Source organism: Sulfitobacter marinus, from assembly GCF_900116285.1.
GTDB lineage: Bacteria > Pseudomonadota > Alphaproteobacteria > Rhodobacterales > Rhodobacteraceae > Sulfitobacter > Sulfitobacter marinus.
In genome coordinates this window covers 211,217-223,909 of the sequence record NZ_FPAJ01000005.1, presented here as the reverse complement: position 1 = coordinate 223,909, position 12,693 = coordinate 211,217, and the positions used below count along the sequence as shown (strand labels likewise).

15 protein-coding genes are annotated in these 12,693 nt (G+C 56.3%); 12 read left to right on the top strand and 3 right to left on the bottom strand.

Features of this window, described 5'->3' with window-relative positions; all coding sequences use genetic code 11:
- From BM347_RS15060 to BM347_RS15030, 7 genes are all read left to right on the top strand, one after another.
- The coding region (locus BM347_RS15060) for an S-(hydroxymethyl)glutathione dehydrogenase/class III alcohol dehydrogenase (RefSeq protein WP_093914399.1) at positions 1-1,113 on the top strand (1,113 nt) is incomplete at its 5' end.
- A gap of 5 nt (positions 1,114-1,118) precedes the next feature.
- Positions 1,119-1,943, top strand: a complete 825-nt coding sequence (fghA, locus tag BM347_RS15055; protein ID WP_093917319.1) for an S-formylglutathione hydrolase — start codon at positions 1,119-1,121, stop codon at positions 1,941-1,943.
- Positions 1,944-1,974: 31 nt separating this feature from the next.
- Positions 1,975-2,358 (top strand): c-type cytochrome, encoded by a 384-nt coding sequence (locus BM347_RS15050; protein WP_093917318.1) that lies wholly within the window; start codon positions 1,975-1,977, stop codon positions 2,356-2,358.
- A 125-nt stretch (positions 2,359-2,483) separates the two neighbouring features.
- Positions 2,484-4,286, top strand: a complete 1,803-nt coding sequence (locus BM347_RS15045; protein WP_093917317.1) for a methanol/ethanol family PQQ-dependent dehydrogenase — start codon at positions 2,484-2,486, stop codon at positions 4,284-4,286.
- 69 nt (positions 4,287-4,355) lie between these two features.
- Positions 4,356-4,871, top strand: a complete 516-nt coding sequence (locus BM347_RS15040) for a c-type cytochrome, methanol metabolism-related (RefSeq protein ID WP_093917316.1) — start codon at positions 4,356-4,358, stop codon at positions 4,869-4,871.
- The gene (locus BM347_RS15035; protein ID WP_425442470.1) at positions 4,831-5,697 is read left to right on the top strand and encodes a substrate-binding domain-containing protein; all 867 of its coding nucleotides are present in this window, start codon (positions 4,831-4,833) and stop codon (positions 5,695-5,697) included. Before BM347_RS15040 ends, BM347_RS15035 begins: the two co-directional genes overlap by 41 nt.
- Positions 5,698-5,717: 20 nt before the next feature.
- On the top strand, positions 5,718-6,251 hold the full coding sequence (locus tag BM347_RS15030) for a PQQ-dependent catabolism-associated CXXCW motif protein (protein ID WP_281247865.1): 534 nt from the start codon (positions 5,718-5,720) through the stop codon (positions 6,249-6,251).
- On the opposite strand, the gene BM347_RS15025 is transcribed toward BM347_RS15030, so the two are convergent.
- The 3 genes from BM347_RS15025 to BM347_RS15015 are packed head-to-tail and all read right to left on the bottom strand — an operon-like array spanning position 6,252 to position 8,537.
- Positions 6,252-7,064: a quinoprotein dehydrogenase-associated SoxYZ-like carrier gene (locus BM347_RS15025; RefSeq protein ID WP_093917313.1), complete on the bottom strand. Its 813-nt coding sequence runs from the start codon at positions 7,062-7,064 to the stop codon at positions 6,252-6,254.
- Entirely contained in the window at positions 7,061-8,008 is a 948-nt protein-coding gene (locus BM347_RS15020; protein WP_093917312.1) for a YncE family protein, read from the bottom strand. The genes BM347_RS15025 and BM347_RS15020 overlap by 4 nt, the downstream gene beginning before the upstream one ends.
- On the bottom strand, positions 7,992-8,537 hold the full coding sequence (locus tag BM347_RS15015) for an SRPBCC family protein (RefSeq protein WP_093917311.1): 546 nt from the start codon (positions 8,535-8,537) through the stop codon (positions 7,992-7,994). Before BM347_RS15015 ends, BM347_RS15020 begins: the two co-directional genes overlap by 17 nt.
- A 301-nt stretch (positions 8,538-8,838) precedes the next feature.
- Between BM347_RS15015 and BM347_RS15010 the strand changes: the two genes are divergently transcribed.
- The 5 genes from BM347_RS15010 to BM347_RS14990 are packed head-to-tail and all read left to right on the top strand — an operon-like array spanning position 8,839 to position 12,692.
- Positions 8,839-9,969, top strand: coding sequence for an ABC transporter substrate-binding protein (locus BM347_RS15010; protein WP_093917310.1), 1,131 nt, complete (start codon positions 8,839-8,841; stop codon positions 9,967-9,969).
- 12 nt (positions 9,970-9,981) lie between these two features.
- On the top strand, positions 9,982-10,953 hold the full coding sequence (locus BM347_RS15005; RefSeq protein WP_093917309.1) for a YVTN family beta-propeller repeat protein: 972 nt from the start codon (positions 9,982-9,984) through the stop codon (positions 10,951-10,953).
- Positions 10,954-10,996: 43 nt separating this feature from the next.
- Positions 10,997-11,434, top strand: a complete 438-nt coding sequence (locus BM347_RS15000; RefSeq protein WP_093917308.1) for a cupredoxin domain-containing protein — start codon at positions 10,997-10,999, stop codon at positions 11,432-11,434.
- Between the two features lie 17 nt (positions 11,435-11,451).
- The gene (locus tag BM347_RS14995; protein ID WP_093917307.1) at positions 11,452-11,700 is read left to right on the top strand and encodes a PepSY domain-containing protein; all 249 of its coding nucleotides are present in this window, start codon (positions 11,452-11,454) and stop codon (positions 11,698-11,700) included.
- A 26-nt stretch (positions 11,701-11,726) separates the two neighbouring features.
- Entirely contained in the window at positions 11,727-12,692 is a 966-nt protein-coding gene (locus tag BM347_RS14990) for an ABC transporter substrate-binding protein (protein ID WP_093917306.1), read from the top strand.
- Position 12,693: the final 1 nt, after the last annotated feature.

Below are 12,693 nucleotides of genomic sequence, written 5' to 3'. Positions count from 1 at the left end.
ATGAGAACACGGGCGGCAGTAGCTGTTGAGGCGGGTAAACCGCTTGAGGTCATGGAGGTGAACCTTGAGGGTCCCAAGCGGGGCGAGGTTTTGGTTGAGATGAAGGCCACGGGCCTGTGTCACACCGATGAATTCACCCGTTCGGGCGATGATCCCGAAGGGATTTTTCCCGCCATTCTGGGCCACGAGGGCGCAGGCATCGTGATGGAGGTCGGCGAGGGTGTGACCACGCTTGAGGTCGGCGATCACGTGATCCCGCTCTACACCCCTGAATGCCGCGAATGCGAATATTGCCTGTCAGGCAAAACCAACCTGTGCCAGGCCATTCGCGTCACCCAAGGCCAGGGCCTGCTGCCCGACGGCACCACGCGATTTTCGATGCTCGATGGCACGCCGATCCACCACTACATGGGGTGCTCGACCTTTGCCAATCACACGGTTGTCCCCGAAATCGCGCTGGCTAAAGTCCGCAAGGACGCGCCGTTCGATAAAATCTGCTATATCGGCTGCGGCGTTACCACGGGCATTGGCGCGGTTATCAACACCGCCAAAGTCGAGATCGGCGCGCGCTGCGTTGTCTTCGGGTTGGGCGGCATTGGCCTGAACGTAATCCAAGGGCTGCGTCTGGCCGGCGCGGATCAAATCGTGGGCGTCGATCTGAACGACGACAAGGAAGAAACCGGCCGCTATTTCGGCATGACCGATTTCGTGAACCCGACCAAGGTTGACGGCGACATGGTGGCCCATCTGGTTGAGCTGACCAAGGGCGGTGCCGATTACACCTTCGACGCCACCGGCAACACCAAAGTCATGCGCCAGGCGCTTGAGGCGGCGCATAAGGGCTGGGGTGAAAGCATCATCATCGGGGTCGCCCCCGCAGGTGCCGAAATCTCGACCCGGCCGTTTCAACTGGTCACAGGTCGTGTCTGGCGCGGGACCGCATTTGGCGGGGCCAAGGGCCGCACCGATGTTCCCAAAATCGTGGACTGGTACATGAACGGCAAGATCGAGATCGACCCGATGATCACCCACAAACTGACGCTGGACGACATCAACCACGGCTTCGACCTGATGCACCAAGGCAAATCAATCCGCGCCGTCGTGGAGTTTTGAAAAATATGGAGCTGATCTCGGAAAACCGGAGCTTTGGGGGGAGCCAGAAGGTGTTCAAGCACCCTTCGAACACCTGCGGATGCGAGATGACCTTTGCGGCCTATCTGCCGCCGCAGGTCGAATTTGGCCCCGTGCCGGTTTTATGGTATCTTAGTGGCCTGTCCTGCACCCATGAAAATGCGATGACCAAGGCGGGTTTTCAGGAACATGCTGCAAAACACGGGTTGGCGGTGATCTTTCCCGACACATCGCCGCGCGGGGCCGGTGTCAGCGACGATGAATCATACGATCTGGGTCAAGGCGCGGGTTTTTACGTTAATGCCACCCGTGATCCGTGGAAAAGCCACTATAGGATGTATGATTACATCGTGAACGAGCTGCGGTCGGTCGTGATGTCGAACCTGCCGGTGCAGGATCGACATGGCATTACAGGCCATTCGATGGGTGGCCTTGGCGCGATCACGATCGCCATTCGCAACGCCGATCTGTTTGAATCGCTGTCGGCCTTTGCGCCGATCGCGCATCCAACCCAATCTGATTGGGGTCGAAAGCAGTTTAGCGCATATCTGGGCGATGATGAGAGCACGTGGGCCGAGTACGATGCGACTTTGCTGCTGCAAGAGCATGGCTGGAAGGGTGACCTGTTGGTCGATCAGGGATCACAGGATCAGTTTCTGGATCTGCTGAAACCCGAGGCGCTTGCAGACATGATGGCCCGTCGCAGGCAGCCCGGGCAGGTGCGCATACAAGACGGATACGATCATTCGTATTTCTTTGTGAACAGTTTCGCCGGTGACCATGTGGCATGGCACGCCGGACGTCTGAACTAGTTAAGTAACGAAAGGCCCAGAAAGGCTTGATATGTTGAAAAGAATTGCTGCTGTTACCCTTTTGACGATGCTCCCCGCTGGTGCATTTGCCGATGCTGCCAAGGGTGAAAAGGTTTTCCGCAAATGCAAGGCCTGTCACGCCGTGGGGGCAGACGCTGAAAACAAGGTTGGCCCTATCCTGAACGGGATCGTGGGGCGCGCTGTCGCGTCCGTGCCGGACTTTAAATATTCTTCTGTTCTGACCGACATGGGCGAAGCCGGGAAAACCTGGACCCCAGAAGAACTGGCAGCGTTTCTGGAAAAGCCGCGCGCCTACGCCAAAGGGACAAAGATGTCCTTTGCCGGGCTGCGTAAGGAAAAAGACCGAATGAACATAATTGCGTATCTCGCGAGCTTTGAAGACGGAGGATCGTGAGACCAGAGTTTCCTCGTATTGCCCAGGCTCAATTAGGGCGAACGGAGAAGAACTGATGTCTTTCCCTGTGTTGGGACCGGGCGTCATTTAGCGGCAATACCGCCGCATACTAGGGAGGTACTTTGATGAAAAGGCTATCGCTTTTAACGGCCGGGATTGCCGTTTGTGTTGCCGGTATGGCATCTGCAAACGACGATCTGATGACCCAGATGAGCAACTCTGCTCAATGGGCAATTCAAACCGGCGACTACAAAAACCAACGCTATTCGCAGCTGGACGAAATCAACGCCGACAACGTTGATGACCTGCAGGTTGCATGGACGTTCTCCACCGGTGTTTTGCGCGGACACGAAGGTTCGCCGCTGGTGATCGGGGATATGATGTATGTCCATACACCGTTCCCAAATATCGTGTATGCTCTGGACCTTGCCCAAGACGGCAAGATCGTTTGGAAATACGAACCCAAGCAGGACCCGGATGTTATCCCGGTCATGTGTTGTGACACTGTGAACCGCGGTGTGGCATATGCGAACGGCAAGATCTTCTTGCATCAGGCGGACACCAAGGTTGTGGCACTGGATGCCAATAACGGCGATGTCGTCTGGGAAGTTCAAAACGGTGACGCGTCGATTGGCGAAACCAACACTGCCACGGTTCTGCCCGTAAAAGACAAAATCATTGTCGGCATTTCGGGTGGTGAGTTTGGTGTACGCGGGTCTGTGACTGCGTATAACATGGAAACGGGCGCACAAGAATGGCGTGCCTATTCGATGGGGCCAGACAGCGACATCCTTGTTGATCCGGTGAACACCACGCACTTGGGTCAGCCGGTTGGCGAAAACTCGGGCACGAACACCTGGGAAGGCGATCAATGGAAGATCGGTGGCGGCACCACATGGGGCTGGTACTCGGCTGATATGGACGAGAACCTGTTCTATTATGGCACCGGTAACCCATCCACATGGAACCCTGCTCAGCGTCCAGGTGATAACCGCTGGTCGATGACAATCATGGCCCGCGATATCGATACAGGCATGGCCAAGTGGTTCTACCAAATGACCCCGCATGACGAGTGGGACTTTGACGGCATCAACGAAATGATCCTTTCGGAGCAGGAAATTGATGGCGTGGAGCGCAAGCTCTTGACCCACTTTGACCGTAACGGTCTGGGCTATACCATGGATCGCGTATCTGGTGAGCTGTTGGTTGCCGAGAAGTTCGACCCAGCTGTGAACTGGACCACAGGCGTTGATATGGATCCAAACTCGGATACATATGGCCGTCCTGCGGTTGTCGCCCAATACTCGACCGAGCAGAATGGCGAAGACGTTAACTCGACTGGTATCTGCCCTGCGGCCCTTGGGTCCAAGGATCAGCAACCTGCGGCCTATTCGCCAAAAACCGAGCTGATGTATGTGCCGACCAACCACGTGTGTATGGACTATGAGCCATTCCGCGTCAGCTATACCGCTGGTCAGCCTTATGTGGGTGCCACATTGGCGATGTATCCTGCCCCTGACAGCCATGGCGGCATGGGTAACTTCATCGCGTGGGACAACACCAAAGGCGAGATCAAATGGTCGCTGCCCGAGCAGTTCTCGGTGTGGTCCGGTCCTTTGGCAACGGCGGGTGACGTGGTGTTCTACGGCACACTCGAAGGGTATCTGAAGGCTGTGCACGCAGACACCGGCGAGGAACTGTACAAGTTCAAAACCCCGTCGGGCATCATCGGTAACGTGATGACCTACGAGCATCGCGGCAAGCAGTATATCGGCATCTTGTCAGGTGTTGGTGGCTGGGCTGGCATCGGTCTGGCGGCTGGTCTGACCAACCCCAACGATGGTTTGGGTGCTGTGGGCGGGTATGCCGCGCTTAGCGATTACACCGCGTTGGGTGGACAGCTGACAGTGTTCGCACTGCCGAACTGATACACCAAAACAACCAGGCAGGCGCGACTTTGCGGTCGCGCCTGCATCAACATGAAAAAGGCGAGACGAATGAACACCACAGTAAGATTGTTGGCCTTGTTCCTTGCAGCAGGCATATCGCAAATGGCCTCCGCCGAGGAGATAGATAACCTGACGGCCGTCTATAACGAGGACGGCAAGTATTTTACCGAAGATGATGTGCCGACGTATAACGTTCAGGAAGATGGGACCATTGACTGGCCTACCTATTCGGGCTTTCGCCGCTATCATTCCGAATGCCATGTCTGCCACGGACCCGAGGGCGAAGGATCATCTTATGCTCCGGCGCTGAAGGCATCGGCCATCGACATGGACTATTATGATTTTGTGGATGTCGTCGTGAATGGACGCACGCGCGTTGGTGCTGCGGAAAATTCGGTGATGCCATCCTTTGGAAACAACCCCAATGTGATGTGTTATCTTGATGACATCTATGTTTACCTCAAGGCACGCGGTGCCGAGGTTGTGCCGCGCGGCAGACCCCGCAAGAAAGAACCCAAACATGATGCAATTCGCGAAGCTGAAAATGCGTGCTTGGGGTCATAGATTTTTAGCCCTTTGGGTGACCCTTGTTTTGGGGGTCACCAATATTGGTGAGGTGCAGGCGCAAACATCTGATCTGGTGTCTGGCAATGCGTTGCGGGTTTGTGCGGACCCGGCGAACTATCCCATGTCATCCAAGGATGAGACGGGTTTCGAGAATGATCTGGCGAAACTTGTCGCCAGCAAGCTGGACCTGCCGCTGCAATACACGTGGTATCCGATGGCGACGGGCTTTATCCGCAATTCGCTGGGTGCCAAGAAATGCGATCTGGTGATTGCATATGCACAGGGCCACGAACTGGTACTGAATACCAACCACTACTTCACATCTGTCTACGTTTTGATTGTCCCCAACGACAGTGATTTGGCAGGGGTGGAAACGCTGGCTGATCCGGCGCTCAAGGGGCGGCGTATTGGCATTATTGCGGGCACGCCGCCATCGGCGCATATGGCGCGTAACGGTTTGATCGGCAAAGCCAAACCCTACAATCTGGTGGTCGACCGGCGCCACGAAAACCCCGCTCAAGATATGCTGTCGGATTTGGAGAGCGGCGATATTGATGCGGCGATCCTGTGGGGGCCATTGGGTGGCCCGCTTGTCCATAGTGATCACCCCGATTTCAAGCTGGTTCCCCTGATAAAAGAGCAACTGCCGCCCCGTCTGTTTTACCGGATTACCATGGGTGTGCGTCAGGGCGAGAAAGTCTGGCAACGCAAGCTGAATTCACTGATCCGGCGCAATCAGGGTGAAATCAACACGTTGCTTCATAACGCCGGGGTGCCATTGGTGAACGATCTTGGAACGGAGGTTCTGGAGGTTTCGAATTGAAACGGATTTTGGCAATCGCAGTGCTTTCAATCTTGCCTCAGACCGGCGTGGTGGCGCAGCCGGTGCCGGAACCCTCAGACTACCGTATGGACCATTATCGAAGCCCGGTCCCCAATGTGCTGTCCGGCGGGACGGTCGTGGGGCCGGAAGAAGCATATGATATGTGGCGCGCCAGCAAAGCCGCGTTTGTTGATGTATTGCCGCAACCGCCCAAACCTAACAACCTGCCCAAAGGTACGATCTGGCGCGATAAACCGCGTCACTCGATCCCCGGTGCGATATGGCTGCCTAATGTGGGCTACGGTGCGATTGCCGATGTGACAGAGGAATACTTTCGCACCGGATTGAACGAGGCGGTGCAAGGCGACACGGCACATCCGGTTGTTTTCTTTTGCCTCGAAGAATGCTGGATGAGCTGGAACGCCGCCAAACGTGCCATCGAATGGGGATATACATCGGTCTACTGGCTGCCCGACGGCACCGATGGGTGGGCATTATGGGACTATCCGCTTGAAACGATTACCCCTGCACCGGGTCAGCCACAAACGCAGTGATCAGAAACCGGCAAGGTCCTTGTGCGCTGTGCTGACGGTGCCGCCTGTATCGGTCATGGTGACATCGACAGACCGGGTGCTTTGCGGAACGGCCAACCCGACACGCGGGTTTTCAGACAATGAGATTGATCCGGTCATATCCACAAAACCCGCGCCGTCCAAATCAATCTCGACCTTTTCAACATAGCGCATGGGAATAAACAAAAGCGATATTTGGTCCATCTGCATGCCAGACAATGACGGGTGCGAAATATCTACATCCATCCGGCCCAAACGTGACGCCAGACTGGTCAGCGCACCACCGGCGAACCCCGGCTTTTTGTTCGAAACGCTGATATTCATCTGACCCAGCGTCGCCAGGGCAAGCTCGGTATCGGTGCCGGGTGGGGCCGCGCAGGCCCCCGTGCCGGATGTCTTAACAAAGGTTTCTGTGACAAACAGCCGACCGTCTGTGGTTTCTGCAATCACATGCAGCGGGGTCGGCCCGTTCACGCGCATGGTGATGTCGAAATAGAAACTTGGCTGCGGTGTATTCAGGACAAAAATCGCCGAAACCGGCATCGGGTTTTCATCCAGAACAACGGTGATTTTGCCAAGGTTCACACCCTGCGGTGCCACAATCTGCGCGGCCAGGTTTGCACGCGCATCATCCGGTGTGCGGTAGGGTGCATCGATCGAAATGAACTGTGCACCGTCTAGCATGGTGCGTTCACCATAAAGCTGGGTTTTGACGGCGTCCCATGCGTCGCCGCTGGCAACGACAGGCAGCGCGGTTACGCAGATCAAGGCGGCAGCCAAGGCAATTCGCTTCATCTGAAATCCCTCTGAACAAACTCCCCGAAAGCGCGGGGACCATCGCAGGTCTCGATCTCTTTTATCACAGAAAGCGTTACTGCGTCGATTATTGTGACTGAATTGTCGAACCAATTGGCGACAATGATGGATCGGTTGTCGGTGCTTGTGTCGACCCCTTCGGGGTATTCGCCGGATGGTAGGGTGGCGATGGTCTGGAATGTGTTGGTGTCAACGACGCTGACCGTGTCGGCATATTGATTGGTGACAAAGACCCGACCGTGGGCAAAGGCAACGCCATAGGGCCGCTCCTCCACGGCAAAGGTGGCGACTGTTTTGTCCATCTGCGGGCCAATAACCGTCACGTCATTGCTGCCCACATTAGCAACAAACAATCGGCCATCCGGGGCAAAGCGAAGTCCGAAGGGGCGGCTGCCCACATCGATGCGGCGGTGTAGGGTCAGGGTATCCGCATCAAAGATCGAGACCTGATCCGAATCCCTGTCAGCAGAGGCAAGAAACCGGCCATCATCCGACAGGGCCAGCCCGGCAGGGGCCGCACCAGTGGGTATGTCAGTCAAATGCGCCAAATCGTGCTCTGCCAAAACCCAAATTCGCGCGTTGTACCAATCAGATACAAACAGCCTTCCGCGCTCGTGGTCATATGCGACACCAATCGGCCCGCCATCCAGCTGGATTTCGGCTGTGATCTTGCCCGTTGCCGCCGTATGGCGCCGCACGGTTTTGCTGTCGGGTGCGACGGTGAAAACATCCGCGCCCGCCACCGCGACGCCTGCCGGCTTGCCGAGTACGGACCACTGCGTAATTTGCGTACCAGCGTCCAGATCAAGCAGGCTGACACCATCGCCATTTTGGCAGGTCACAAAGGCCAGATCCCCTGCGATTGCTGGCGTTGCAACAAGGGCAAAACCCGCCGCAGCGACCAATCTAACTGGCAGGCGCACCGAATTTCTCGACCAATGCGTCCAGGCCGGTTTGATACACACCGGTCACGGCAGCAATTGCTGCCGCGTCGTTCAGGTTTTCCGGCGGATCATTGTTGGGGTAACCGCGATAAAAGGCCCCGCGCCATTCCACCAGCGACCCGCCCCCGTCCCGGGGTTTGACCGTCAGGTGCGACGAATAATTCGTCACCGGCAAAACCTCGACCAGTACATCGGTGATCCGGTAGGAATAGCTCATCTTCTTATCGCTGTGTTTGTACAGAATTTCGGAAATTGTCGGGTCGCCGTCTGCGGCTAATGTCAGCATGCGGGTCGCATCAACGTCATTGCCGTTTTCCCCGACCGAGGATCGAACAGCGGGATGCCAGGACATGTCCTGAAAATTTCCAACGGTGGCCCAAACGGTGGCGGGATCTGCGGCGACCTCTACGGTGACGGTGACCTTTTGCCGTGTCGGTCCGTGGGCTTGGGCCACGACGGGCAGCAGTGATGCCGCCGCCAAGATCATCAGGAATTTCCGCTTTTGCATTACTGCTCCTCCACTAAAAGCTGTTTTTTCTACCATCGCGCACACTGCGTCGCTCATGTCACCAAAGCAGATGAAAACATAAGGTTAGCCGCATAACACCGTTCTTATAAAATAAGAGTCGAGCTCTATCGTGGCCCTGTTAGGCTGATTGTCACAACCCGGCCAAAAGTATCGGTTCACACGCCTCTGCAACCAATGCGTAGTGCAAGAACCCGAAACAACCTGATCGGGAAGGGAGGTCTTAGTCTTGAAACTTCACACGCTGTTTGCAGCTGCGGTTGCCCTATTTCTATCGACCCAAATGGCAAGCGCCGTTGAGGTGAAGGCGGCTGTGCTGCGTATCGATTACCCCAGCTTGCTGCCCATCAGCCGCTATGATTTGCGCCCCTCGGATCTCGGCTTTGCCGGGGCCGCGTTGGCGGACGAGGATAACGGGACAACAGGTAGTTTTCTGGGTCACAACTACGAGACACTATCGCGCGCGGTGCCGCCTGCCGAGGCTGACAGCGCGTTAGAGGATATATTGGCCGATGGGATCCGGCTGATCGTGATCGCAGCGCGCAAGGATGATCTGCTGCGCCTTGCGGACAAGGCAGCGCAAAACGGCGCGCTGGTGTTTAATGCAACCGCGCCTGACAATGATCTGCGCAGCGAGGGGTGCCGCGCCAACTTGCTGCATGTGGCACCGTCGCATGGCGTGATGGCAGACACGGTGGCGCAGTTTGCTGTCTGGAAAAAATGGCGCAACTGGTTCCTGATTTCGGGATCAAACCCGCAAGATATCGCGCTGGCAGATGCTTATCGCAAAGCGGCCCGCAAGTTCGGGGCCAAGATCACCGAAGAGCGTTCTTTTGAGGATAGCGGCGGGTCGCGGCGCACGGATTCCGGCCATGTACTGGTGCAGCGGCAATTGCCTGCGTTCACCCAAGGTGCTGCAGAACATGACGTCGTCATTGCGGCCGATGAAACGGATTACTTCGCCCGCTACCTAAGCTATCATTTGTGGACGCCCCGCCCGGTTTTAGGGTCTGGCGGGTTGGTCCCCGTAACATTTCATGGTGCGCACGAGGCATGGGGTGCCACGCAGTTTCACACCCGCTTCGAGGAACTGACCGGGCGCTATATCAAGCCCGAGGATTACAATGTCTGGCTGGCCCTGCGGATCATCGGAGAGGCGGTCACCCGTACCTCAAGCGCCGATCCGACAGCGGTGCGAGATTACGCGATTTCGGATGAGTTCGAGCTGGCAGCGTTCAAGGGGCAAAAAGTGACCTTTCGCGATTGGAATGGTCAATTGCGCCAACCGGTCCTTCTGTATGACGGGTCCATTACGGTTAGTGTCAGCCCGCAAGAGGGCTTCCTACACCAAAATTCACCGCTTGATACGTTGGGTTTGGACCGACCTGAATCCGCCTGCACCGCATTTAACTAATTGGAGTTTGCCATGAGACATCTGTTTTTAGCGACGGTTTTAGCCCTGCTGCCCGGTTTTCCTGTGATGGCGGAAAAGGCGTTTGTATCTAACGAACGCGGCAACACGATTAGTGTTGTGGATACAGCCACATGGGAAGTCGTGCACGAGTTTTTCGCCGGAAACAGACCGCGCGGGATCACGGCCAGCCCGGATGGGACCAAGATCTACGTATGTGCCTCGGATGACAGTCTGGTGCGGGTGTTTGATGCAAACACCTATGAAGAACTGCCCAGCCTGCCCTCCGGCCCTGACCCCGAATTGTTCGTGCTCGAGCAAACCGGCAAGCGGCTGTACATCGCGAATGAAGACGATAATCTGGTGACGGTGACCGACACAGAGACCCGTACGGTGATCGCTGAAGTTCCTGTCGGTGTAGAGCCAGAGGGCATGGGGCTAAGCCCGGATGGCAAGTTCGTGGTGAACACATCCGAGACCACCAATATGGCGCATTTCATTTCGACGGATGACTACAAGATCAAGCATAACGTGCTGGTCGATCAGCGCCCGCGTTACGCGCAATATTCTGCGGACGGTAAACTGCTTTTCGTCACGTCCGAGATCGGCGGCACCGTAACGGTGATGGATATCGCCGAGGATGGAACCCCGACAGTTAAGGGCAAGATCACCTTTGAAGTTGCAGGTGTGCAGGATGAATGGCTGCAACCTGTTGGCGCGCGGGTGACGTCAGACGGGCGGCGCTTGTTTGTGGCTTTGGGGCCTGCAAACCGCGTGGCTGTGGTCGATGTCGAAACGTTGGAGGTGCTGGATTACATTCTGGTCGGCCAGCGGGTTTGGCAGCTTGGCTTTACGTCTGACGAAAAATACCTGCTGACCACCAATGGTAATTCCAACGATATTACCGTGATCGATGTCGCCAAGGAAAAAGCCATCAAATCAGTCCAAGTGGGTCAGCAGCCGTGGGGCGTCGTGGTGGTGAAATGACCTGCCAAAGGGATGCAAATGCTAAAAAATGGGGAGAGTAACGATGAGAAAGACAATGATAGCTGCGGTTTTCGCCGCATTGGCCGGGCCGGCGATATCCGCGCCGCTTTGTGATGACATGGGCTTTGCCGGGCTTTTAGCAAAATGCAATCGAGGCGAAACGATCAACCTGTTGCTCGCCTCTGGCCAACCCTTGGGGGAAGACGTTCAGCTGCAATCCGGGGCCTATTACAAGCTTGAGATCACGGCAGATGGGTCTGCTGAGCTGGCCGTTGAAGGCCCCAGCTTTTTCCGGGCGATCTGGATGAATGAAATCGTGATCAACAAGATCGAAATTCGTCCGATGGCCATCGACAGTATTGAATTCGACAAGGCAGGCACGGTCGAGTTGTCCTTTATCGCGATCAAGCCGGGCAACCATGTTCTGCGCATTCCTGGCAGCAGGGGCGACAGCCAATCTGTGACCATTTCTATTCAATGATACTCTGGGAGGGTAAGATGAAAAAACTTGTTATGATGATAGCCGTCTGTTGCGCGGGGCCTGCGCTGGCCAGCGACGAAATTGATGCCGGAACCGTGGCAAAGATCGAAGCCTATCTGGCGTCGATCGAGTGCCAGATGGATCCCGATGATATTGAGGTCGAGGATGACGGCTACGAGTTGGATGATGTAATCTGCAAAGGCGGCCTTCAGTTTGATATAGAACTGGATAAGGACCTGAACGAGGTAGCGCGCCGCGCAGAATAGGCCGAGCCACCGATAAGGATAACCCGATGCGACTTTTCTATCTTGTCTGCGCCTTTGTGGGGCTGATGTCGGCACCCGCCTTTGCACAAGAACTGCCAAGCCTCCGTGCTGCCGTCCTCAAGATCGGAACGCTGAACTGGGAACTGGCGACGATCTCTGCGAACGGGTTTGACAGGAAACACGGCTTTATCCTTGAGGTTCGGCCCTTTGCCGACAATGGCGCGACGCGCATTGCCGTAGAGGGTAACGAGGCAGATATGGCCGTGGCCGATTGGATATGGGTTGCGCGCCAACGGGCGGCGGGCAAGGACTATGTCTTTATCCCATATTCAAAAGCGGTGGGTGGGATTGTGGTGCCTCAAAGCAGCGGTGCCACAACGCTTAAGGATCTTAGGGGCGGGAAAATCGGCATTGCGGGCGGGCCGCTTGATAAATCATGGCTCATCCTGCGTGCCTATGCCCAGCAGACCTATGGCGTTGACCTCAAGGCTGAGACAGAACAAGTCTTTGGTGCACCCCCGCTGATTTTTAAGACGGCGATCGGGGGCGATTATGCCGGTGCGATCAATTTTTGGCATTTCCTGGCCAAAAGCAAAGCGTCTGGGATGAGAGAGCTGATATCGGTTCAAGAGGCCGGTGCCGCGCTTGGGCTGGATGCCAATACGCCACTGCTAGGCTACTATATGAAGGATAGCTTTCTGGCGCAGCATCCCGGGCTGGCCCAGTCTTTTTTCAATGCCAGCCGCGACGCCAAGGACTTGCTGGCCAGCTCTGACGCCGCGTGGGAGGCGATCCGCCCCATCATGAACGCCAGCACTGATGCGCAGTTTGACCAACTGAGGGCGGACTGGGTTGCGGGCATCCCTGACCGCGCGCCGGTAAACCCTGCATCGGTGGATAAGATGCTGACGCTGATGAACACCCTTGGCGGTGCCGAGCTTGTCGGCAAGGCGACATCGATGCCTCCCGGTCTGTTCGCCGACGTAAACTGAT

What these genes read in the sequence shown, in the direction of transcription:
- fghA (WP_093917319.1), top strand. Translation starts at nt 1,119, where the DNA reads ATGGAGCTGATCTCGGAAAACCGGAGCTTTGGGGGGAGCCAGAAGGTG.
- BM347_RS15050 (WP_093917318.1), top strand. Translation starts at nt 1,975, where the DNA reads ATGTTGAAAAGAATTGCTGCTGTTACCCTTTTGACGATGCTCCCCGCT.
- BM347_RS15045 (WP_093917317.1), top strand. Translation starts at nt 2,484, where the DNA reads ATGAAAAGGCTATCGCTTTTAACGGCCGGGATTGCCGTTTGTGTTGCC.
- BM347_RS15040 (WP_093917316.1), top strand. Translation starts at nt 4,356, where the DNA reads ATGAACACCACAGTAAGATTGTTGGCCTTGTTCCTTGCAGCAGGCATA.
- BM347_RS15035 (WP_425442470.1), top strand. Translation starts at nt 4,831, where the DNA reads ATGCAATTCGCGAAGCTGAAAATGCGTGCTTGGGGTCATAGATTTTTA.
- BM347_RS15025 (WP_093917313.1), bottom strand. Translation starts at nt 7,064, where the DNA reads ATGAAGCGAATTGCCTTGGCTGCCGCCTTGATCTGCGTAACCGCGCTG.
- BM347_RS15015 (WP_093917311.1), bottom strand. Translation starts at nt 8,537, where the DNA reads ATGCAAAAGCGGAAATTCCTGATGATCTTGGCGGCGGCATCACTGCTG.
- BM347_RS15010 (WP_093917310.1), top strand. Translation starts at nt 8,839, where the DNA reads ATGGCAAGCGCCGTTGAGGTGAAGGCGGCTGTGCTGCGTATCGATTAC.
- BM347_RS15005 (WP_093917309.1), top strand. Translation starts at nt 9,982, where the DNA reads ATGAGACATCTGTTTTTAGCGACGGTTTTAGCCCTGCTGCCCGGTTTT.
- BM347_RS15000 (WP_093917308.1), top strand. Translation starts at nt 10,997, where the DNA reads ATGAGAAAGACAATGATAGCTGCGGTTTTCGCCGCATTGGCCGGGCCG.
- BM347_RS14995 (WP_093917307.1), top strand. Translation starts at nt 11,452, where the DNA reads ATGAAAAAACTTGTTATGATGATAGCCGTCTGTTGCGCGGGGCCTGCG.
- BM347_RS14990 (WP_093917306.1), top strand. Translation starts at nt 11,727, where the DNA reads ATGCGACTTTTCTATCTTGTCTGCGCCTTTGTGGGGCTGATGTCGGCA.